Source organism: Burkholderia sp. NLJ2 (genome assembly GCF_049487195.1).
GTDB lineage: Bacteria > Pseudomonadota > Gammaproteobacteria > Burkholderiales > Burkholderiaceae > Burkholderia > Burkholderia pyrrocinia.
The window spans coordinates 2,137,723-2,158,840 of sequence record NZ_CP137808.1; the positions used below are offsets into that span (position 1 = coordinate 2,137,723).

Annotated in this window: 22 protein-coding genes; 8 read left to right on the forward strand and 14 right to left on the reverse strand. The window is 67.9% G+C overall.

Annotated elements, in window-relative coordinates:
• Positions 1-6 precede the first annotated feature (6 nt).
• The 4 genes from rpsF to R9B84_RS09830 form a co-directional block, all read right to left on the reverse strand.
• Complete coding sequence (rpsF, locus tag R9B84_RS09815) at positions 7-381, reverse strand: 30S ribosomal protein S6 (RefSeq protein WP_006402295.1); 375 nt, start codon at positions 379-381, stop codon at positions 7-9.
• 235 nt (positions 382-616) lie between these two features.
• Positions 617-1,510 (reverse strand): anti-sigma factor family protein, encoded by an 894-nt coding sequence (locus R9B84_RS09820; RefSeq protein ID WP_423757822.1) that lies wholly within the window; start codon positions 1,508-1,510, stop codon positions 617-619.
• Positions 1,500-2,141: an RNA polymerase sigma factor gene (locus tag R9B84_RS09825; RefSeq protein WP_423757823.1), complete on the reverse strand. Its 642-nt coding sequence runs from the start codon at positions 2,139-2,141 to the stop codon at positions 1,500-1,502. The genes R9B84_RS09820 and R9B84_RS09825 overlap by 11 nt, the downstream gene beginning before the upstream one ends.
• Positions 2,142-2,318: 177 nt before the next feature.
• Positions 2,319-3,230: a LysR family transcriptional regulator gene (locus tag R9B84_RS09830; RefSeq protein ID WP_047900886.1), complete on the reverse strand. Its 912-nt coding sequence runs from the start codon at positions 3,228-3,230 to the stop codon at positions 2,319-2,321.
• Between the two features lie 172 nt (positions 3,231-3,402).
• Here R9B84_RS09830 and gcl point away from each other — a divergent pair, with 172 nt between their 5' ends.
• The 4 genes from gcl (at position 3,403) to lysM (ending at position 7,907) form a co-directional block, all read left to right on the forward strand.
• Entirely contained in the window at positions 3,403-5,178 is a 1,776-nt protein-coding gene (gene gcl / locus R9B84_RS09835) for a glyoxylate carboligase (RefSeq protein WP_423757824.1), read from the forward strand.
• Positions 5,179-5,221: 43 nt separating this feature from the next.
• Positions 5,222-6,031, forward strand: coding sequence for a hydroxypyruvate isomerase (gene hyi, locus R9B84_RS09840; protein ID WP_423757825.1), 810 nt, complete (start codon positions 5,222-5,224; stop codon positions 6,029-6,031).
• Positions 6,032-6,083: 52 nt separating this feature from the next.
• Positions 6,084-6,977, forward strand: a complete 894-nt coding sequence (locus R9B84_RS09845) for a 2-hydroxy-3-oxopropionate reductase (RefSeq protein ID WP_065499812.1) — start codon at positions 6,084-6,086, stop codon at positions 6,975-6,977.
• Between the two features lie 459 nt (positions 6,978-7,436).
• Positions 7,437-7,907 carry a peptidoglycan-binding protein LysM gene (gene lysM, locus R9B84_RS09850; RefSeq protein WP_034181228.1) on the forward strand — a complete coding sequence of 157 codons (471 nt, stop codon included), beginning with the start codon at positions 7,437-7,439 and terminating at the stop codon, positions 7,905-7,907.
• A 96-nt stretch (positions 7,908-8,003) separates the two neighbouring features.
• On the opposite strand, the gene R9B84_RS09855 is transcribed toward lysM, so the two are convergent.
• Positions 8,004-9,026, reverse strand: a complete 1,023-nt coding sequence (locus tag R9B84_RS09855; protein ID WP_423757826.1) for an asparaginase — start codon at positions 9,024-9,026, stop codon at positions 8,004-8,006.
• A gap of 271 nt (positions 9,027-9,297) precedes the next feature.
• On the opposite strand from R9B84_RS09855, the gene R9B84_RS09860 reads away from it, so the two are divergent.
• The 3 genes from R9B84_RS09860 (at position 9,298) to R9B84_RS09870 (ending at position 11,197) form a co-directional block, all read left to right on the forward strand.
• Complete coding sequence (locus R9B84_RS09860; RefSeq protein ID WP_034181226.1) at positions 9,298-9,588, forward strand: PsiF family protein; 291 nt, start codon at positions 9,298-9,300, stop codon at positions 9,586-9,588.
• A gap of 329 nt (positions 9,589-9,917) precedes the next feature.
• The gene (locus tag R9B84_RS09865) at positions 9,918-10,367 is read left to right on the forward strand and encodes a hypothetical protein (RefSeq protein ID WP_423757827.1); all 450 of its coding nucleotides are present in this window, start codon (positions 9,918-9,920) and stop codon (positions 10,365-10,367) included.
• A gap of 242 nt (positions 10,368-10,609) precedes the next feature.
• Positions 10,610-11,197 carry a BPSL1445 family SYLF domain-containing lipoprotein gene (locus R9B84_RS09870; protein ID WP_423757828.1) on the forward strand — a complete coding sequence of 196 codons (588 nt, stop codon included), beginning with the start codon at positions 10,610-10,612 and terminating at the stop codon, positions 11,195-11,197.
• Between the two features lie 96 nt (positions 11,198-11,293).
• Here R9B84_RS09870 and R9B84_RS09875 read toward each other — a convergent pair whose 3' ends face one another.
• The 9 genes from R9B84_RS09875 to mltG all read right to left on the reverse strand — a co-directional run bounded on the left by R9B84_RS09875 (position 11,294) and on the right by mltG (position 19,955).
• A complete protein-coding gene (locus R9B84_RS09875) occupies positions 11,294-12,358 on the reverse strand; it encodes a glycosyltransferase family 4 protein (RefSeq protein ID WP_423757829.1) in 1,065 nt (354 codons plus the stop codon).
• A 277-nt stretch (positions 12,359-12,635) separates the two neighbouring features.
• The gene (locus R9B84_RS09880; protein WP_423757830.1) at positions 12,636-13,814 is read right to left on the reverse strand and encodes an AAA family ATPase; all 1,179 of its coding nucleotides are present in this window, start codon (positions 13,812-13,814) and stop codon (positions 12,636-12,638) included.
• Positions 13,815-13,847: 33 nt separating this feature from the next.
• On the reverse strand, positions 13,848-15,020 hold the full coding sequence (locus tag R9B84_RS09885; RefSeq protein ID WP_423757831.1) for a mechanosensitive ion channel family protein: 1,173 nt from the start codon (positions 15,018-15,020) through the stop codon (positions 13,848-13,850).
• 96 nt (positions 15,021-15,116) lie between these two features.
• Positions 15,117-15,473 carry a Rap1a/Tai family immunity protein gene (locus R9B84_RS09890; protein ID WP_006755340.1) on the reverse strand — a complete coding sequence of 119 codons (357 nt, stop codon included), beginning with the start codon at positions 15,471-15,473 and terminating at the stop codon, positions 15,117-15,119.
• Positions 15,474-15,592: 119 nt separating this feature from the next.
• Positions 15,593-16,303: an ankyrin repeat domain-containing protein gene (locus R9B84_RS09895; RefSeq protein ID WP_423757832.1), complete on the reverse strand. Its 711-nt coding sequence runs from the start codon at positions 16,301-16,303 to the stop codon at positions 15,593-15,595.
• A gap of 43 nt (positions 16,304-16,346) precedes the next feature.
• On the reverse strand, positions 16,347-17,126 hold the full coding sequence (locus R9B84_RS09900) for a TatD family hydrolase (protein ID WP_423757833.1): 780 nt from the start codon (positions 17,124-17,126) through the stop codon (positions 16,347-16,349).
• A 141-nt stretch (positions 17,127-17,267) separates the two neighbouring features.
• Positions 17,268-18,296 (reverse strand): DNA polymerase III subunit delta', encoded by a 1,029-nt coding sequence (locus tag R9B84_RS09905; protein WP_423757834.1) that lies wholly within the window; start codon positions 18,294-18,296, stop codon positions 17,268-17,270.
• Between the two features lie 19 nt (positions 18,297-18,315).
• Positions 18,316-18,936, reverse strand: coding sequence for a dTMP kinase (gene tmk / locus R9B84_RS09910; protein ID WP_047900899.1), 621 nt, complete (start codon positions 18,934-18,936; stop codon positions 18,316-18,318).
• Positions 18,936-19,955: an endolytic transglycosylase MltG gene (gene mltG / locus R9B84_RS09915; protein ID WP_423757835.1), complete on the reverse strand. Its 1,020-nt coding sequence runs from the start codon at positions 19,953-19,955 to the stop codon at positions 18,936-18,938. The genes tmk and mltG overlap by 1 nt, the downstream gene beginning before the upstream one ends.
• Positions 19,956-20,032: 77 nt before the next feature.
• Here mltG and R9B84_RS09920 point away from each other — a divergent pair, with 77 nt between their 5' ends.
• Positions 20,033-21,067: a YgfZ/GcvT domain-containing protein gene (locus R9B84_RS09920; protein ID WP_423757836.1), complete on the forward strand. Its 1,035-nt coding sequence runs from the start codon at positions 20,033-20,035 to the stop codon at positions 21,065-21,067.
• The last annotated feature ends 51 nt before the right edge of the window (positions 21,068-21,118 follow it).

The following is a 21,118-nucleotide window of genomic DNA, read 5'->3' on the forward strand; positions in this document are numbered from 1 at the left end:
ACGAACTTAAGCCTGCGCTTCGGTCGGCTGAGCTGCAGCCGCCTTCTTGGCTTCTTCGCGCTGAACTTCCTTCATCATCGGCGACGGGCCGGTTTCGGCCTTCTTCATCTTGACGATGAGGTGGCGCAGCACGGCGTCGTTGAACTTGAACGCGTGTTCGAGTTCGTCGAGCGTCGTCTGGTCGCACTCGATGTTCATGCAGACGTAGTGAGCCTTCGCGAGTTTCTCGATCATGTAGGCCAGTTGGCGACGGCCCCAGTCTTCGACACGGTGGATCTGACCGCCGTGCGACGTGATCGTGGTCTTGTAACGCTCGATCATCGCGGGCACTTGCTCGCTCTGATCGGGGTGCACGATGAATACGATTTCGTAATGACGCATTACACACTCCTTGTGGATTAAAGCCACCCGGGCGTCTGAACCGGTGTGGCAAGTGAGAAGCCGAAGATTTTAACCCGGATACGGGGCGCATGCAAGGCCAATCGACGATTCGCGGCCGGATTCGGCCGTGTTTTCAACGACTTGAAGGACCAGGTATGCCTATTCGGCCGCACTTCGGCCTTTTTGCAGTCGGGGTCGGAATACAAGCGCGCCGGGCCCGCGGCCCGGCGCGCCGTCACTCGCTGCGCGTGCCGGCGAGCCGCGCGTCGAGCGCCGTCCTGAACACCGCGAGCGCCGACGGCTCGGCGTCGGTCACGGCCCACCAGGTCATCCCGGCCGCGTCCCAGCGGTCGAGCGAATAGCCCTGCGACACGGTCGCGTACGGGGCCGCCGGCCCTTCGCCTGCCGGCCGCACGTAGACGTCGATCACGTGCTGCCGGTAACGGTAGACGAGCACCGCGACGCGGCGCCGCCCGACGTAGTCGAGCCGGCCGCCGACCAGCGCGAAGCCGCTCGCCGCGAGATCCTCGACCGGCGGCGCATAGTCGAGCCGGCCGTTGAACCACGGCTTGACCGTATGCCGGTCGGTCGAGATCACGTCGATGTCGCGTGCCGACAGGTCGGCCCGCACGTGGCTCGAGACAAGTTCGTCGACCGTGCGGTCGGTGTCGGCGTGGCGCGCGGACAGCGCCATCCCGGCCGCCGCGGCAAGCGCCACCAGCAGCGCGACGCCCCAGCCAAGCCCGGGCAGCACGGCGACGCGCGGCCCCGAACCGGCCGGCGCCGGGCGTGCCGAAACGCCGCCGCCCAGCCAGGAGAACCAGCGACGGCCGCGCGGCCGCGGCTGCGATCGCGGCTCGCGTTCAGGCTCGGGCTCCGCCCGGGATTGCCCTCGGGCCCGCCCGTCCCCCGCTGCCGGCAGGCTCGCGAGGATGCTCGCCCGCAGCGCATCCGGCGCGCGGTGATAGTCGGCCTGCCGCACGGCCTGCACCAGCGTGACGATCCGCGCACGATCGCGACGGCACGCGTCGCACCCTTCGACATGCTGCTGGACCCGCAACGCATCGGGCGCCGACAACTCGCGGTCGACGTCCGCGTCCAGCAACGCTCGCGCTTCGTTACAGTCCATCGATAGCCTCCGATGCGGTTCCGCCCGCCGGCGTACGGCCCGGCCGGCCTTTGGCCGCCGGCGCGGGCTCGCCGCCCAGCAGCGCAGCGAGCCTGCGACGGCCGCGTGCGAGCCGCGACATCACCGTGCCGACCGGCACGTCCGCGATCGCCGCGATCTCGCGGTAACTCAGGTCCTCCATCTCGCGCAGCACGAGCACCTCGCGGTATTCGGGCGGCAGCTTTGCGAGCGCCGCATTCACGAGCCGCACGTTCTCGCCGCGCAGCAGTTGCGCGAGCGGATCCTCGGTCGCCGGCTGCCAGTCGTCGGGAACGTCGGTGTCGTCGAGCGTGTCGGGCAGCGCAACCTCGTGCGCGTGCGTCCGGCGCCGCCACTCGGTGTACCAGGTGTGACGCACGATCGTCAGCAGCCACGGCCGCGCGTTGTCGCCGCGACACGAATCGACGAAGCGCAGCGCGCGCATGCACGCGTCCTGGACGACGTCGTCCGCATCGCTGGCGCTGCCGCTCAGCCAGCGCGCAAGGTTGTAGGCGGCGTCGAGATGCGGCAGCACGAGCGTACGAAACCGCTCGCCGCGCGCTATCGCGTCGTCCGCTGCCCGCTCATCGACCGCCTGTCCGGCTTGCCCCACGTGGCCTCCCTGGTCCCGGCGGCCGAAACCGCGCCCGTTCCGCGCACGATGCCCGGACAGACCGGCAACGTGCTCGCTTGATGACCTTACCGTCGTTGCGTCGAGTTTATTCCCGCGCAACGCACATGAAGCGTAAAAAAACGCCGGACGGCCCGGTGGCCGGGCCGTCCGCCGCCGTTACGGCGTCGTGCTCCAGTAGCCGGGGCGCGCGTACGCGGCGCGCAGGTAGTCGATGAAATAACGCACGCGTGCCGGCACGTAACGCTGTTGCGGGTAGACCGCGAGGATGTCGTAGTCGGGCAGCGCGTACTCGTCGAGCACGGTCTCGAGCTCGCCCGTTTCGAGCTGCGCGGCGATTTCCCACGTCGAGCGCCAGCCGAGCCCGAGGCCTTCGGCCACCCACCGGTGCAGCAACTCGCCGTCGTTGCAGTCGAGATTGCCCGCCACGCGCATCGTCGCGATCTTGCCGTGGCGCTGGAAATACCAGCCGCGGTTCTGCCCGCCCTGCAGGTTGAATGCCAGGCAGTTGTGCTTCAGCAGGTCGTCGAGCGACTTCGGCCGGCCATGCCGGCGGAAATAGTCGGGCGTGCCGCACACGACGCGCCGGTTCGACGCGAGCTTCACCGCGACGAAGTTCGGATCGACGGCGCCGCCGATCCGGATCGACAGGTCGTAGCCTTCGCGCACGAGATCGACGACACGGTCGGTCAGGTTGAACGACAGCTGCATCTCGGGCTTGTCGGCCAGAAAGCCGGGCGCGTGCGGCGCGACGTGCTTGCGCCCGAACGCGGCCGGCGCGGACACGATCAGGTGCCCGCTGACCGCGCGCCGCCCGGCGGCCAGCTCGTTCTCGGCCTGGTCCCATTCGGACAGCAGCCCGCGGCAGCGTTCGAGGAACGCGGCGCCCTCCTCGCTGACCACCAGCCGCCGCGTCGAGCGGTACATCAGCTTCACGCCGAGGCGCTTCTCGAGCGCATCGATGCGTCGCCCCAGCACCACCGGCGACACGCCCTCCTCGAGCGCCGCCGCCGCGAGGCTGCCGGCATCGGCGACCCGCACGAACGTCTCGATCTGCTTGAAGCGATCCATCTCCCGTCTCCGTCTCTGTTCCGGCATCGGCGGGAAGCCCCGTCCGGCCGTCATTCCATACTTTTAGTTTCGAAATAAGCGACTCCGGCGGATCTTATCAAACCTTTCCTGCATCCCTAAAGTGTTCCCAACAGACCCATTCGCACGATCCGCCACATTCAAGGAGACATTCATGGCCAAGATGAGAGCCGTCGACGCAGCAGTGCTCGTGCTCGAGAAGGAAGGCATCCAGACCGCGTTCGGCGTGCCGGGTGCAGCCATCAACCCGTTCTACTCCGCCATGCGCAAGTCGGGTGGCATCAGCCACGTGCTGGCTCGCCACGTCGAGGGCGCATCCCACATGGCCGAAGGCTTCACGCGTGCCGCCCCGGGCAACATCGGCGTGTGCATCGGCACGTCGGGCCCCGCCGGCACCGACATGATCACGGGCCTCTACTCCGCTTCGGCCGACTCGATTCCGATCCTCGCGATCACGGGCCAGGCACCGCGTGCGCGCCTGTACAAGGAAGACTTCCAGGCCGTCGACATCGAGTCGATCGCGAAGCCCGTTACCAAGTGGGCCGTCACCGTGCGCGAGCCGGCGCTCGTGCCGCGCGTGTTCCAGCAGGCTTTCCACCTGATGCGCTCGGGCCGTCCGGGCCCGGTGCTGGTCGACCTGCCGATCGACGTGCAGCTCGCCGAAATCGAATTCGACATCGACACGTATGAACCGCTGCCGATCTACAAGCCCGCGGCAACCCGCGCGCAGATCGAGAAGGCGCTCGCGATGCTCAACGACGCGGACAAGCCGCTGATCGTGTCGGGCGGCGGCGTGCTCAACGCAGCGGCCGAAGACCTGCTCGTCCAGTTCGCCGAAACGATCGGCGTGCCGGTGATCCCGACGCTGATGTCGTGGGGCGCGATTCCGGACGACCACCCGCTGATGGCCGGCATGGTCGGCCTGCAGACGTCGCACCGCTACGGCAACGCGACGATGCTCGCGTCCGACTTCGTGCTCGGCATCGGCAACCGCTGGGCGAACCGCCACACGGGCAGCGTCGAGGTCTACACGAAGGGCCGCAAGTTCGTGCACGTCGACATCGAGCCGACGCAGATCGGCCGCGTGTTCGGCCCGGATCTCGGCATCGTGTCGGACGCCAAGGCCGCGCTGGAGCTGTTCGTCGCGGTCGCGCAGGAATGGAAGGCCGCCGGCAAGCTGAAGGATCGCAATGCATGGGTCGCGGAATGCCAGGAACGCAAGCGCACGCTGCAGCGCAAGACGCACTTCGACAACGTGCCGGTCAAGCCGCAGCGCGTGTACGAAGAGATGAACAAGGTGTTCGGCCGCGATACGTGCTACGTCAGCACGATCGGCCTGTCGCAGATCGCCGCCGCGCAGTTCCTGCACGTGTTCAAGGCACGCAACTGGATCAACTGCGGCCAGGCCGGCCCGCTCGGCTGGACGATCCCCGCCGCACTCGGCGTGCGTGCGGCCGATCCGAGCCGCCCGATCGTCGCGCTGTCCGGCGACTACGACTTCCAGTTCATGATCGAGGAACTCGCGGCCGGCGCGCAATTCAAGCTGCCGTACGTGCACGTCGTCGTGAACAACTCGTACCTCGGGCTGATCCGCCAGGCGCAGCGTGCGTTCGACATGGACTACTGCGTGCAGCTCGCGTTCGACAACGTGAACGCACCGGAACTGAACGGCTATGGCGTCGACCACGTGGCCGTTGCCGAAGGCCTCGGCTGCAAGGCGCTGCGCGTGTTCAAGCCGGAAGAGATCGAGCCGGCGCTGCGCCAGGCGCAGACGCTCGCGGAAGAGTTCAGCGTGCCGGTGGTCGTCGAAGTGATCCTCGAGCGTGTGACGAACATCTCGATGGGCACCGAAATCGACGCGATCAACGAATTCGAGGATCTCGCCGAAAAGGCCGAGCACGCACCGACCGCGATCTCGATGCTCGACTGATCCGCAGGACATTTTTGACTGACCGACCGAAGAGGCTTAGCTCATGCCGAAGTTTGCTGCAAACCTGACCATGCTGTTCAACGAAGTGCCGTTCCTCGACCGCTTCAAGGCGGCCGCGGACGCGGGCTTCGACGCCGTCGAGTTCCTGTTCCCGTACCCGTACGCGAAAGAGGAACTCGCCGAGCGGCTCGAGACGCACCGCCTGCGCCTCGTGCTGCACAACCTGCCCGCCGGCAACTGGGACCAGGGCGAGCGCGGCATCGCGTGCCTGCCCGATCGCGTCGGCGAGTTCCAGGAAGGTGTCGGCCGTGCGATCGAGTACGCGAAGGCACTGCAGGTGCCGCAACTGAACTGCCTTGTCGGCATCCCGTCGGCGAGCACGGCACGCGACAAGACGTTCGTCACGATCGTCGACAACCTGCGCTTCGCGGCCGACGCGCTGAAGCGCGAAGGGATCCGCCTGCTCGTCGAGCCGTGCAACAGCTTCGACATCCCGGGCTTCGCGCTGAACCGCTCGTCCGAAGGGCTCGACGTGATCCGCGCGGTCGGCTCGGACAACCTGTTCCTGCAGTACGACATCTATCACATGCAACGCATGGAAGGCGAACTGGCCGCGACGATCGAACGCAACCTCGCATCGATCGGCCACGTCCAGCTCGCGGACAACCCGGGCCGTAACGAGCCGGGCACGGGCGAGATCAACTACGCGTTCCTGTTCGCACTGCTCGACCGGCTCGGTTACAACGGCTACGTCGGCTGCGAATACAAGCCCCGCACCACCACGACGGAAGGGCTCGGCTGGCTGCAAAGCGTCGCCGGCTGCGCACCGGGCTCGGCGCGCCGCGCCGCCTGATATCTGCACTTCCCGCGCCTTTCCCGCATTCGCCCCTATAGGAGACATTCACATGGCAACCATCGGTTTCATCGGCCTCGGCATCATGGGCGCGCACATGGCGCGCAACCTGCTCAAGGGCGATCATCAGCTCGTCGTAAACGGTGCGTTCCCGATCCCAGACGACCTGCGCGCGAGCGCGAAGGTCGTCGCAAACTCGACCGAAGTCGCGCAGAACGCGGACGTCATTGTCGTGATGGTGCCGGACACGCCTGACGTGCGTAACGTGCTGTTCGCCGACGACGGCGTCGCGAAGGGCCTGACGGCCGGCAAGCTCGTGATCGACATGAGCTCGATCTCGCCGCTCGACACGCAGGAATTCGCGAAGCAGATCAACGCGCTCGGCTGCGACTACCTCGACGCGCCGGTGTCCGGCGGCGAAGTCGGCGCGCGCGAAGCGACGCTGACGATCATGGTCGGCGGCCCGGAAGCGGCCTTCGAGCGCGCCAGGCCGCTGTTCGAGAAGATGGGCAAGAACATCACGCTCGTCGGCGACAACGGCGCGGGTCAGACCTGCAAGGTCGCGAACCAGATCATCGTCGCGCTGAACATCGAAGCCGTCGGCGAAGCGCTGCTGTTCGCCGCACGCTCGGGCGCCGATCCGGAGCGCGTTCGCCAGGCGCTGATGGGCGGCTTCGCCGCCTCGCGCATCCTCGAAGTGCACGGCGCGCGGATGACGAAGCGCACGTTCGATCCGGGCTTCCGCATCGAACTGCACCAGAAGGATCTGAACCTCGCGCTCGACGGCGCACGCAAGCTCGGCCTCGCCCTGCCGCACACCGCGAGCGCGCAGCAACTGTTCAGCGTGTGCGCATCGCATGGCGGCAAGGCATGGGATCACTCGGCACTCGTGCGCGCACTCGAGATCATGTCGAACTTCGAAATCGGCCAGACGCCGGCCGCGTAACGCGGACGCAAAAACGCGCGGTTCCGCTGCAATGGCGGACGCGCGCGAAGAACACGCGCGATCCGGCCGCGGCCGGTCGCATCGATGCGCGAAGCACTCGCGCATCACGGTGGGGCGCCCCGCTCCGCATCGCCAACGGCGTGCGGGACGGGGCGAAAAACGCCGCTCTGGGCTGAGAGCGGCGTGGTGGGGTCCGCAGCGGCACCCGGCGGCGCCGGGGAAGCCTTGGTCGGTCAGACGTCGTCGTCGGGTGTCCGTCTGTCGGATTTCGCGTATTACATTTCTTTACGTTCGAGCCTGCGATTTTTCATGCAATCGTCGCGCTGAACGCCTACACTTTCGCCACGCCTTTCGAGAAAACCGCCGCGCTTGCGTTCACTCCGGTGAATGCGCCCAGCGCGGTGTTTTTTTCGCCACTTCACGGCGCGTTTTCTTTTCAACCACCTAAGGAGTGCAGCGATGGGTCTTCTTTCGTTTATCAAAGAGGCGGGTGAAAAACTGCTGGGTCATGCCGACGCGCAAGCGGCGGAAGATCCGAATGCCGCGAACCAGACCGCGGCCGATGCGATCAAGAACTACATCAGCACGCAGGGTCTCGACACGTCGAACCTGACGGTCGCGTTCGACGGCGCATCGCGTACCGTCACGCTGTCGGGCAGCGTCGCCGATCTCGACACGAAGGCCAAGGTCAAGGTCGCGGCCGGCAACGTGCAGGGCGTCGCGGGCGTCAACGACGACGACCTGCAGCCGGACGATCCGGAAGTGCAATACCACGACGTGAAGCCGGGCGACACGCTGTCGGCGATCGCCAAGGAAGTGTATGGCGACGCGAACAAGTACCCGGCGATCTTCGAGGCGAACAAGCCGATGCTGTCGAGCCCGGACCGGATCTACCCGGGCCAGAAGCTCGTGATTCCGCCGCAGTCCTGAGCATCCGCGCAGGATCGAAAAACGGAAAAGGCAGGCCCGATGGCCTGCCTTTTTCTTTGGCGCCGCCGCGCCGCCGGAGCGGCGGGCGGACATCGGTCAGAACGTATCGAACAGGCGCTGCAGTTCGTCGCGCGCCAGGATGCCGTTCGCCAGCGCGAGCATCAGCAGCACGCGCGCCTTGAACGGATTCAGCGAACCCGCGCTGACGAAACCGAGCGCATCGTCGCTCGCGGCGCCGTTGCGCATCACGTGCCCCGAGCCGACGCGCGACGCGCGGATCACGACGACACCCGCCTGCACGGCATCGGCAAGCGCTGCCTGCAGCGTCGCATGGATCGACCCGTTGCCGGTGCCGGCCACGACGAGCCCGCGCACGCCGGCCGCCACCAGCGCATCGACGGCCGTGCGCGTCACGCCCGCGTAGCTCGTGACGATTTCGACCGGCGGCCACGCACCGGCGATCGCCAGTTGCGCATCGCGCGAGCGCGTGACGCGGCGTGCGAATTCGACGCGGCCGTCCTGCACCCAGCCGAGTGCGCCGAGTTCCGGCGACTGGAACGCGTCGACCGCATAGGTGCTCGTCTTCACGACGTCGCGCGCGCCGTGGATCCGGTTGTTGAACGCGACCAGCACGCCCTGCCCGCGCGCGGCCGGATGCGCGGCCACCGTCACCGCGTTCAGCAGGTTCAGCGGGCCGTCGGACGACAACGCGGTCGCCGGCCGCATCGCGGCCGTCAGCACGACCGGCTTGTCGCCCTTCACGACCAGGTGAAGTGCATACGCGGTCTCCTCGAGCGTGTCGGTGCCGTGCGTGATCACGATGCCGTCGACCGCCGGATCGGCCATCAGCGCGTCGATCCGCGCGGCAAGCGTGTTCCACAGCGGCAGCGCGAGATCCTTGCTGTCGATGCTGGCGATCTGCTCGGCGTCGATGCGCGCGACCGACGCGAGCGCCGGCACCGCGTCGACCAGGAAATTGACGCCGAGCGCGCCGGCCTGGTAACCGGCCGTGCTGGCCGCGTCGGGCGCGGCACCGGCAATCGTGCCGCCGGTGGCGAGCACGGCGATGCGCGGCAGAGCCGCCGCGGACGGAGGGGATGCGGGATTCTGAGTATTCATGGCCGCGATTGTAATGGCTCGCGGCCGGGATCCGGCAGGTTCCGGCGGCACGGCCGACGCCGGCCGCCGCATGTCATGGTTTGTCCCGATCGTCCGGTCGCGCGCGTCGTCAACGGCCGTGGCGCCCGCAACGTTATAGAAAGTGCCGTTCCGGTGTTTTCACATTGATTTGCCATAATCGGAGCGGGCGGCGCGATGCGACCCTATCGTCATCGCGACGCGCTTCGTGACGGCGTCAATAACACGCAATTCACCCCATGGGAGTGTCGAAATGAAAATCCAATCGCTCGTAGCCGCAGTGCTTCTCGGCGGCATGCTGGCTTCCCCCGCGTTCGCGGCGAACAGCCAGCAGGACAAGATGAAGGCCTGTAACACCCAGGCAGCAGGCAAGACGGGCGACGAACGCAAGGCGTTCATGAAGGACTGCCTGTCGGCAAAGCCCGCGAAGGCGATGACGCAGCAGGAAAAGATGAAGGCCTGCAACACGCAAGCCACCGGCAAGAAGGGCGACGACCGCAAGGCGTTCATGAAGAGCTGCCTGAGCAGCCAACCGGCCGCCTGAGCTCCGGCGCTCCCGTATCGAATGCCGCGCACCGCTTCGGCGGGCGCGGCATTTTTGTTTTCGTTGCATGCGCATCGACGCGTACGCGCTTGAAGCGCCTGCCGCACGTGTCGCGCACCTCGAGCCGCCGCGCGCGTTCCGCCGCCGTCGTTCGACCGCCCGCCTCCGCCCGCCCCGCTTTCCGGGCCCGCCGTACCGGCACCGCCACATGGTGCGGCAATTCGCCGCGTTTTCTTCTATGATGGCTGCAACGCGGCCCATCCAAGTACAAGAAGCGCCATCGGGCCGCCCTCGAGACGGACGCGCACTCGCGTCAAACGGAGGCATGGATGGCATGGAGACAACACCGCTGGTTCCGCCGCTGGCTGATCGTGATCGTGTTCTGGGCCGTGCCCGTCGCGATCGTCGCCGTGCGCGAGATCCGCGAGGAAATGGCCTACAACAAGGCGGACCTGCAACTCGCGCTGACCACCTGGCAGCTCACCGACGCGCAGCAGGCCGCCGGCGCCACCGCGAAGTGCCACGGGGATCCTGACGAGGCGCGCGCGGCCGGCTGCCCGGCCGACGTGCTCGCCGCCAACGCGCCGCGCCAGCAGGCGGCCCGCGACGAATACGTGGTGCGCCGCAATACGCTTGCGGGCTATCTGTGGCATGCGTTCGTCGGCTACTGGGTCGTACCGGCCGCGTTCCTGTTCGCCTGCGGCGTCGTGATCGCGCTGATCCGCCGCGCGCTGCGCCGCCCGCCGATCAAGCCGCCCGTCCCGCCGGTCACGCACTGACACGCCCCGCAAGTGCCGTCGCCATCCCATTTGCGCCGAGTCGCCCGCACGCCGCTCCGGCGCTGGGCGCGTCGGCGCACGGGCGCCGGCCCGTCCGTTGGCGTGCTGCGACACCCCCAGCGCGATTTGACGCTCTTTCATGCGCGAACGAAAAGGGGTTGTAATCCGCTGTGATATAACTGCCGACGTGATCCGCTCCTTGAGCGAGACTCACTCCGAACGTCATCCGATGGAGAAGAACGATGCAAAAACGGAATCTTGTGCTGAAAGCCGCCGCTGCGCTCATCGTCGGTAGCCTCGCGCTTACCGGTTGCACCACCACCCCGGACAAGCCGGACAACGCCGCGACCAACGCGTCGAAGCGCCAGGCGATCGACGCGAGTGTCGATGGGACGCTGTCGCGCCTGTATTCCACGGTCAAGGGTTCGCGTGAACTCGTCGCGAAGTCGCGCGGCGTGCTGGTGTTCCCGGACGTGCTCCAGGCCGGCTTCATCGTCGGCGGCCAGTCCGGCAACGGCGCGCTGCGCGTCGGCGGCGCGACGGTCGGCTACTACAACACGTCGTCGCTGTCGGTCGGCCTGCAGGCCGGTGCGCAATCGAAGGCGATCGTGTTCCTGTTCATGACGCAGGAAGCGCTCGACGAATTCCGCGGCTCGGACGGCTGGGCAGCCGGCGCGGGCGCGTCGGTCGCGCTCGTGAAGATGGGCGCGAACGGCGCGATCGACACGACCACGGCCACCGCGCCGGTCCAGGTCGTCGTGCTGACGAACGCGGGCCTGATGGGCGACGTGTCGATCAACGGCACGAAGGTCACGAAACTCAAGATCTGACGCTCACGCAACGCCCGTGCGCACCGCGCGCGGGCCACGCGCAAACGGCGATGTCCTTGCGGGCATCGCCGTTTTTTTGTCAGCCCGCGCTCCGCGTCAGGTCGTCGAATCGATCACCTTGAAGCGCGAGCGCTTCTGCGCGCGGATCACCGACTGGTAGACGTCGACGTACTGCTGCGCCATCCGGCGCGACGTGAAGCGCTCCTCGAAGCGCTGCCGCACGCGTGCACGCGGCAGCAGGTGCAGCCGGTTCACGGCAGCCACCGCGCTGATTTCGTCCTCGACGATGAAACCCGAAATACCCTCGTCCACCACTTCGGGCACCGCACCGCGATTGAACGCGATGACCGGCGTGCCGCACGACATCGCCTCGATCATCACGAGGCCGAACGGCTCCGGCCAGTCGATCGGGAACAGCAGCGCATGCGCGCCGGACAGGAATTCGGCTTTCTGGTGATCGGCGATCTCGCCGATGTATTCGACGTGCGGCAACGCGAAGAGCGGCTTGATCTCGCGGTCGAAGTATTCCTGGTCGGCCGCATCGATCTTCGCGGCGATCCGGATCGGCAGCCCGCACTGGCGGGCGATGCTGATCGCGGTGTCGACGCGCTTCTCCGGCGAGATGCGGCCGAGGAACGCGAGATAGCGCGGCTCGACGGGTTGCGGCATGTACAGCGTATCGGGCAGCCCGTGGTAGACGGTCGTCAGCCATTTCGCCTGCGGCAGCGGCTGGCGCTGCGAGTTCGAAATCGAGATCACCGGCGCCGTGTTGAACGTGTCGAACACCGGCTGCTGTTCGGGCAGGTCGAGCCGGCCGTGCAGCGTCGTCACGTAAGGGGTTTCCTGCCGGTTGAAGACCGAGAACGAGTAGTAGTCCATGTGGAAATGGAGCACGTCGAAGTCCTTCGCGCGGCGCGCGACCGTCTCCATCAGCAGCATGTGCGGGGCGATGCGGTCGCGGATCGACGTGTCGAGCCGCAGCGCGCGCGGCCAGACGGGTTCGAGCTTCGCCCGCGTCGTCGAATCTCCGCTGGCAAACAGCGTCACATCATGGCCGAGCTCGACGAGCGCCTCGGTGATGTAGGACACGACGCGCTCCGTGCCGCCGTACAGCTTCGGCGGCACCGATTCGGTCAGCGGGGCGATCTGGGCAATTCTCATGGTCCACGTCTCCTGTGTCCTGTTCGTTGCCGCACGGCCGGCGGGCGTTTGCGCGTCCGCCACGCTCCCATGCAGCGCTGGCCGGCATGGCGCCAGCCGGATATCTCACTATTATTCGCGATCCCGATGCGCGGAACCGCCCGTCTTTCATTTTATGGGCGTTGTTACAGACCGGATACATTCGGCACGTCAGGCCCGATCGCGCCGCGCCGGGTACAGCCGGGCCGGTTCGGGCCCTTGGGCCGCGAACCTGGCCGAGCGCATGCCGCCGTGCCCGTCAGCGCGACGGCCACTTCCATGCCGGCAGGTCGCGCGTGTCGGCATCGACGAGCGCGGTCGCGCCGAGCTGCTTGTCGAGTACCAGCGATTCGCAGCCGGCCTCGCGCTCGAGCGTCGCGATGAGCCGCGCCGCATGCGACACGACCAGCACCTGCGAACGCTGCGCGGCCTGCGCGATCAGGCGGCCGAGCGCCGGCAGCAGATCGGGATGCAGGCTCGTCTCCGGTTCGTTCAGCACCATCAGCGCCGGCGGCCGCGGCGTCAGCAGTGCGGCCGCGAGCAGCAGGTAGCGCAGCGTGCCGTCGGACAGCTCGGCTGCCGTGAGCGGCCGCAGCAGCCCCGGCTGGCGCATCAGCATGTCGAAGCGGCCCCGGCCGCCCGGATTGTCGATCTCGACCGATGCGCCGGGAAACGCATCGTCGATCGCCGCATCGAGTGCCGCGCCGTCGCCGATTTCGCGGATCGTCTGCAGCGCGGCGGCCAGGTCCGCGCCGTCGTCCGCCAGCACCGGCGTATGGGTACCGATATGCGACTGCCGTGCCGGCGCCTGCGCATCGGTCCGGAAATGGTCGTAGAAGCGCCACGAGCGGATCCGCTCGCGCACCGCGATCATCTCGGGCGCGCCGGTCGGGTCGGCAAACTCGGTCATCATGCTGTCGAAGCTCGCGACCGGCTGCGGGATCGTTCGCCAGTCGCCCGACGCGGTGCGCGCGCGGATCTGCGCGCCCTGCCGGTCGACCAGCAGCGTCGACGGGCGCGGCAGCGCGCCGCCCCAGATGCACTCGCGCTTGACCACCGGATCGAGCCGGAACATCGACGCGTCGTTCTTCACCGGCAGGCCGAGATCGATCGCGTAGCCGAAATCGTCGCACGCGAAGCCGAGCTTCAGGCTCACCGGCTCCTTGCGCACCGTGCCCGTCACCGGCTCGTCGCCATTCAGCATCGCCCGCGAAAAGCGCTCGGGGCCCGCCCACAGCGTCGACGGCAATCCGCCCTCGCGGGCGAGCGACGGGATCACGCGGCCCTGCGCGGTATCGGCGAGCAGCCGCAGCGCGCGGTACACGCTCGATTTGCCGCTGCCGTTCGGCCCCGTGACGACGTTGAGCGCCGCGAGCGGCACGATCAGCTCGCGCAGCGAGCGGTAATTGGCGATGGCGAGTGTGTTCAGTGCGGACATGGCGATGGATTGCGGGCAGGCACCGGGCCGCGTTCAGCGGCCTTCGTTGGCCTGCGGATCGGCTGCGGTGTTGGCCGCCGTGCTGGCGGCAGGCGGCCGCGCGTGCGGTCGTTCGGGATTCGGCGCGTCCGGCGCGGACTCATGCGGATACAGCTCCATCCGGCTGCGCGGCAGGCATTGCGGATAGCGATCCTGCAGGTACGCGATCAACCCTTCGCGCACGCGGCAGCGCAGATCCCAGCACGACGACGAATCGGCCGCGCTGACGAGCGCGCGCAACTGCATTGCACGCTCCGTCGCGTCGGTCACCTGCAGCACCTGCACGCGGCCGTCCCACTCGGGCGCCGCGTGAACGAGCCGCGCGAGTTCCTCGCGCAGCGGCGCGAGCGGCGTGCGATAGTCAACCGACAGGTAGACCGTGCCGATGATCTCCGAGCTGCTGCGCGTCCAGTTCGTGAACGGGTTCTCGATGATCCACTGCAGCGGCACGACGAGACGCCGCTGGTCCCACAGCCGCACCGACACGAACGAACCGGTGATTTCCTCGATGCGCCCCCACTCGCCCTGGATCACGACCACGTCGTCGAGCCGGATCGGCTGCGTGAGCGCGATCTGCAGCCCGGCGATCAGGTTGCCGAGCACCGGCCGCGCGGCGATGCCGGCGACCAGGCCCGCGACGCCGGCCGATGCCAGCAGGCTCGCGCCCACCTGGCGCACATTCGGGAACGTCATCAGCGCGGCGCCGGTGCCGACGATCACGATCAGCACCATCACGGTCCGCACGAGCACCCTGGCCTGCGTATGGATGCGCCGCGCCTGCAGGTTGTCGATCGTATCGATCGGATGTGCCTGGATGATCGCGTCGCCGACGCCGGCCGCGAGCCGCACCAGCAGCCACGTGAGCGACACGATGGAGCCGACCGCCGCCGCGGTGCGCATGCCGCGCACGAACGACATGTCGTCGTCGGCCTGGACCCACAGGAATTCGAGCGCCAGCAGCGCGAGCACGACGAGCGACGGCTTGTCGATGTAGCGCAGGATCGCGCTCATCAGCGGATACGGCTGCGCGACGCGCTTGACGATGCGTGCGCCGAGACGGTGCACGATCGTGACGACCAGTACGACGATGACCGACACGGCCAGCGTGCCGAGCCACGAATGCAGCGGCGCATCGGCGATGCGCTGCAGTTCCTCGATTGAAATCATCGGCGCCCGGGATGCTTCGGTTAGGAGGCGCGCACGCCTCGTCCTGGATGCGTCGGCGACATCCGGGCAATGCACGCGCCCGGACACGGCGTCAGGTCAGCTGCCGCCCCTGCAGGGAAACGCCTTGCCGAGACCGAGCGACACCGCGGTGCTCGCGTTGTAGTCGGCCAGCTTCGGATTTTCCGCGATGTACTTGCGCACCGCATCGGTCATCTGCTGCGCCCGGATGTCGGGCGGCAGGCAGAAATACTGGCCGACACGCGGCCCCGTGGTACCGCCGATCGCGTCGATGGTGTTGTAGACGCCGTCGGCGGCGCCTTCGATGTAGGCCGCGCACGACGCCCGCGACTTGACGTCCGTCTTCGCGCACAGCCGGTCGAGATCCGCGCCCGTGAAAGCCGCCGCCGACAACGGCACGGCAAACGCCGCGGCACAAAACATTGCGCGCAACATGGTGCTCCTTATGTCAATGCGGCCCGAGGCCGCCTGCTGCCTTGGCCGGCGCGGCGCCGGGGCGCACTGTTCCGGCCGGAAACCGGCCGGGCGCGCACCGGCCGCCGCACCGAAAACCGTCATTTTGCACTCTTTTGCGCATCTGCCGGCGCCGATGCACCGACGCGCACCGTCCGCTTGCTCAGGATGTCGGTCGCGTCCGGCGCCTTGTAGTGCTTCGCGAACTCGAGCGCGGTGATGCCGAGCTGGTTCTTCACCTGCGGATCGGCACCCTGGTCGAGCAGCAGCGTGACCGTCGACGCATGGTTGCCGCGCGCGGCCATCATCAGCGGCGTCGTGCCGTTCGGCGACGCAGTGTCGATATACGCGTCGTGGTCGAGCAGCACCTTGACGACCTCGTCCTGGCCGTTGGTCGCCGCGTAGTGCAGCGGCGCCCAGCCCTTCTTGCTGACTTCCGCGCCCTTGTCGATCAGCAGCTTGACGAGGTCGACGTCGCCGTTCAGCGACGCGAGCATCAGCGCGTTCTCGCCGGCCTTGTCTTCCTTCTCGAGGTCGACGTTCGGCGTCGTGGCGATCGCTGCCGCGACCTTGTCGGATTTCTCGCGCGCGGCGATCACCAGGATCGGGTCGCCGTTCGGCGCGAGCGTGTTCGGATCGAGCTTGCCGCTCTTGAGCTGCTTGCCGATGTCGGCGATGTCGTCGAACTTGACGGCCTTGACGATCGCGTCGAGCGACTCGGCATGCGCGCCGGCGACGGCGAACAGGCCGCTCGCGACCAGCACGGCGGCAACGAGTGCGCGTTTGGTCAGATGGTTGGTCGGCTTCGTCATTGTTGTGGGCTCCTTCCCTGGGTTGTCGGCTGCGCGCGCGTCGTTAGCGGGCGATCTTGAACAGCCGGAAAAAGTTCTCAGTCGTCGCATCGGCGAGCGCCTCGACGGCGATCCCGCGCACGGATGCGATAAAGCGTCCGACATGGCTGACGTACGCAGGTTCATTCGGCTTGCCGCGATACGGCACCGGCGCGAGGTACGGCGAGTCGGTCTCGATCAGCAGCCGGTCGAGCGGCACGCGCCGCGCGACGTCCTGCACGTCGGTCGCGCTCTTGAACGTGACGATGCCCGACAGCGAGATATGGAAGTTCTGCGCGAGCGCCTGCTCGGCGACGGGCCACGGCTCGGTGAAGCAGTGCATCACGCCGCCCGGTACGTCCGCGCGCTCCTCGGCCATGATCCGCAGCGTGTCCTCCGACGACGACCGCGTGTGGACGATCAGCGGCTTCATCGTCGCGGTCGCCGCGCGGATGTGCGTGCGAAAGCGTTCGCGCTGCCATTCCATGTCGGCGATCGAGCGGCCTTCGAGACGGTAGTAGTCGAGGCCCGTTTCGCCGATTGCGACGACCTTCGGGTGCGCAGCCAGCTCGACGAGTTCCGCGAGCGTCGGCTCGCGCGCGTCCTCGTGATCGGGATGCACGCCGACCGACGCGTAGACGTTGTCGTGCGCGTCGGCGATCGCGAGGACCTCGGGCAGCGTCTCGAAATCGACGGACACGCACAGCGCGTGCGTGACGTCGTGCTCGCGCATGTTCTCGAGAACGGCCGGCAGGCGGTCGGCCAGGCCCTTGAAATTGATGTGGCAGTGAGAGTCGACGAACATCGTGTTTCCTGAATACGTAAGGCGGGCGCTCATGCGCTCGCCGGCGTGCGGCAACGGGCGACGTTCGCTGGCCGGCCGGCCACGGTCACGTCGCTGCGCGAACCGGTCATCGTTTCGCCACCCATAAGAAACAATGCCGGATCACGCGAACATTTCCCGATACCCGAGAAACAATTCCTCGAATACGAGCCGCGCGTTCAGCGGATGGTTCTCGACCGTCCGCTGCCGCGTCACTGCTTTCATGAAGCGCGCGAACGCGTTCGCGTCGACCGACTCCGCGCAGCGCGCGAGCGCCGCCGCGTGCATCGGGAAGTAGCGCGGCGTGCCCGCCATCCGCTGCGCGAGCAGATCGTACAGCCAGCGCTGCAGCCAGCCCAGCACCAGCGGCACCGGCAACTTCTGCAGCGTCTCGCCGCATGCGAACGGGTCGCATGCCGCACCGGCCGCGAGCTGCCCGAGCGTGTAGTCGCGCAGCGGACGGTTCTCGTCGCTCGCGAGCGCCAGCGCGGCGAGCGGCGCGCCGCCGGCTTCGGCAAGCAGTGCCGGCGCATGGTCGACGCCCTGCGCCGCGAGCCAGGCTGCGGCCGCGTCGGGCGCCGGCACGGTCATCGGCCACTGCCGGCAGCGGCTGATGATCGTCGGCAACAGGCGGTCGATGCGCGCCGACACGAGCAGGAACACGACGCCGGACGGCGGCTCCTCCAGTGTTTTCAGCAACGCGTTCGACGCGGCGACGTTGAGCGCCTCGGCCGGATACAGCACGACGACACGCGCGCCGCCGCGGTGCGAACCGACCCCGCAGAAGTCGAGCAGCGCACGGACCTGCTCGATCTTGATTTCCTTGCTCGGCGCGCGCGTCTTCTTGCCGCCTTCGTCCGCGTCGGCCGGCTTCGCGTCGTCCGCGGCGCCCGGCGCTTCGCCGGCCAGCGCCTCGGGCAGCACGATCCGGTAGTCCGGGTGGTTGCCCTGCGAGAACCACGTGCAGGCCGCGCAGGTGCCGCACGGCTCGCCGTTCGGCTGCGGCGATTCGCACAGGAAGCCCTGCGCGAGATGCTGCGCAAACTTCAGCTTGCCGATCCCGGCCTGGCCGTGCAGCAGCAACGCATGCGGCCATTGCGCGCGCAGTTGCTGCAGGCGGTTCCAGTCGTCGGTCTGCCACGGATAGATCATGTGGTGCGTTCCTTGCGGGTTACAGCGCGGCGAGCACGCGTTCGAGCTGCTGGCGGATCTCGGGGATCGACTGCGTCGCGTCGACGATCGCGAAGCGGTGCGGCGCCTCTTCCGCACGCCGCAGGTATTCGCCGCGCGTGCGCGCGAAAAACGCGTCGGATTCGCTTTCGAACTTGTCGGGCATCCGCGCGGCGCCGCGGCGCTCGCTCGCGACCTGCGGCGCGACGTCGAACAGCACCGTGAGGTCGGGCTGAAAACCGCCCTGCACCCAGCGCTCGAGCGTCTCGAGCTTGTCGCGCGGCAGCCCGCGGCCGCCGCCCTGGTACGCGAACGTCGCGTCGGTGAAGCGATCGGACACGACCCAGTCGCCGCGCGCGAGCGCCGGCTCGATCACGAGCGCGAGATGCTCGCGGCGCGCGGCGAACATCAGCAGCGCTTCCGTCTCGAGATCCATCGGCTGATTCAGCAGGATTTCGCGCAGTTTCTCGCCGAGCTGCGTGCCGCCCGGCTCGCGGGTGACGACGACCTGCCTGCCGGCCGCGGCCAGCTTGCCCTGGAGGCGTTCGCAGAACCATTGCAGGTGGGTGGTCTTCCCCGCCCCGTCGATGCCTTCGAACGTGATGAATTTACCGCTCGCCATTATTGACCTCGTATGTACTTGTCCACGGCCTTGTTGTGGTCGCCGAGCGTGTCCGAGAACACGCTCGTGCCGTCGCCCTTCGCGACGAAATAGAGCGCGCTCGTCGGCGCCGGGTTGATCGCCGCCTGCAGCGCGGCGATACCCGGCAACGCGATCGGCGTCGGCGGCAGGCCGCGTCGTGTGTAGGTATTGTAAGGAGTGTCGGCCTGCAGGTCGCGCTTGCGCAGGCGGCCGTCGTACGCGTCGCCGAGCCCGTAGATCACCGACGGATCGGTCTGCAGCGGCATCCCGATGCGCAACCGGTTCGCGAACACGGCCGCGACGAACGCGCGGTCGGCCGCGTGGCCCGTTTCCTTCTCGACGATCGACGCGATCGTCAGCGCTTCGTAAGGCGACTTGTACGGCAGCCCCGGCACGCGCGCGGCCCAGGCCTCGTCGAGGCGCGTCTGCATCAGATGGTACGCGCGCCGGTAGATGTTCAGGTCGCTCGTGCCCTTGTCGAACAGGTAGGTGTCGGGGAAAAACAGCCCCTCGCCGCTGCCGCGCTGCACGGCGCTGTCCGACGCGCCGATCGCGCGCAGCAGCTCGGCGTCGCTCATGCCGGCCGTCGTGTGTGCGAGATCGGGGTTCCCGTCGAGTTCCGTGCGCATCCGCTTGAAGGTCCAGCCTTCGATGACCGTCGCGACGTACTCGTTCACGTCGCCGCGCGCGATCTTCTGCAGGACTTCATACGGCGTGATGCCCGTCTTGAATTCGTAGTTGCCGGACTTGAGCCGGCTCGACAGCCCGAGCACGCGCGTCATCGCGACGAAACCGAGCGGCTCGACCGGCACGCCGCCGCGCTTGAGCTGCAGTGCGACGCTCTTCACGGTGCTGCGCGGCTTGATCGTGACGTCGAGCGATGCCGAACCCAGCAGCAGCGGGCGGGTTGCCCAGTAATATCCGCCGCCCGCGCCGGCAGCGGCCACAACGACGGCCAGCGCCACGATCGTCGCGGCGCATTTCTTCAGTAGGGACATGGAAACGTGACTCAGGTAAGACCCATATAATACTTGCTCGCCTCCGTCAAAGTCAGGGTTGACTGTTCCCTCATTCCATGAGCACACCGTTCGCTTCACCGGCTGCCCAGGCCGCACCCGCCTCGCTCCCCGTATTCCCCCGCCCGTCCGCCGCCGATTTCGACGCGCCGGGCGCCTGCATGCCGCTGCCGCAGTTCGGCGTGATCGACGTAGCCGGCGACGACGCCGCGACGTTCCTGCACAGCCAGCTGACCAACGACATCGAGCATCTCGATGCCGCGAGTGCACGGCTGTCCGGCTATTGCTCGCCGAAGGGGCGCCTCCTCGGGTCGTTCCTCGCGTGGCGTGCCGGCCACGGCGTGCGCCTGCTGGTGTCGAAGGACGTGCAGCCCGCCGTGCAAAAGCGGCTGTCGATGTTCGTGCTGCGCTCGAAGGCAAAGCTCACGGATGCGAGCGACGCGCTCGCGGTGGTCGGCTTCGCGGGCGACGTGCGCGACGCGCTGTCGGGCATCTTCGATGCACTGCCTGACGGCGTGCACGTGAAGGTCGACGGCCCGGCCGGCACGCTGATTCGCGTGCCCGATGCGGCCGGCCGCAAGCGCTATCTGTGGATCGGCCCGCGCGCGGAAGTCGATGCACGCATCGCCGCGCTCGCCGGCACGCTGCCGGTCGTGTCGCCGGCCGTGTGGGACTGGCTCGACGTTCGCGCGGGCGAGCCGCGCATCACGCAGCCGGCCGTCGAACAGTTCGTGCCGCAGATGGTCAACTTCGACGTGATCGGCGCCGTTAACTTCCGTAAGGGGTGCTACCCGGGCCAGGAAGTCGTCGCGCGCAGCCAGTACCGCGGCACGATCAAGCGCCGCACCGCGCTCGCGCACGTCGCCGGCGAGACCGATACCGTGCATGCCGGCGTCGAGTTGTTCCACAGCGACGATCCCGGCCAGCCGTGCGGGATGATCGTCAACGCGGCGGCCGCGCCTGCGGGCGGCGTCGACGCGCTCGTCGAGATCAAGCTCGCCGCGCTCGACAACGGCACCGTGCACCTCGGTTCGGCCGACGGCCCGGCGCTCGCGTTCGACGCGCTCCCGTACGCATGGCCGACGGAAGCGTGACGCACTGACAACCCGTTCGCGCGCCGGCTCGCGAGTCGCAGCCGGCGCCCG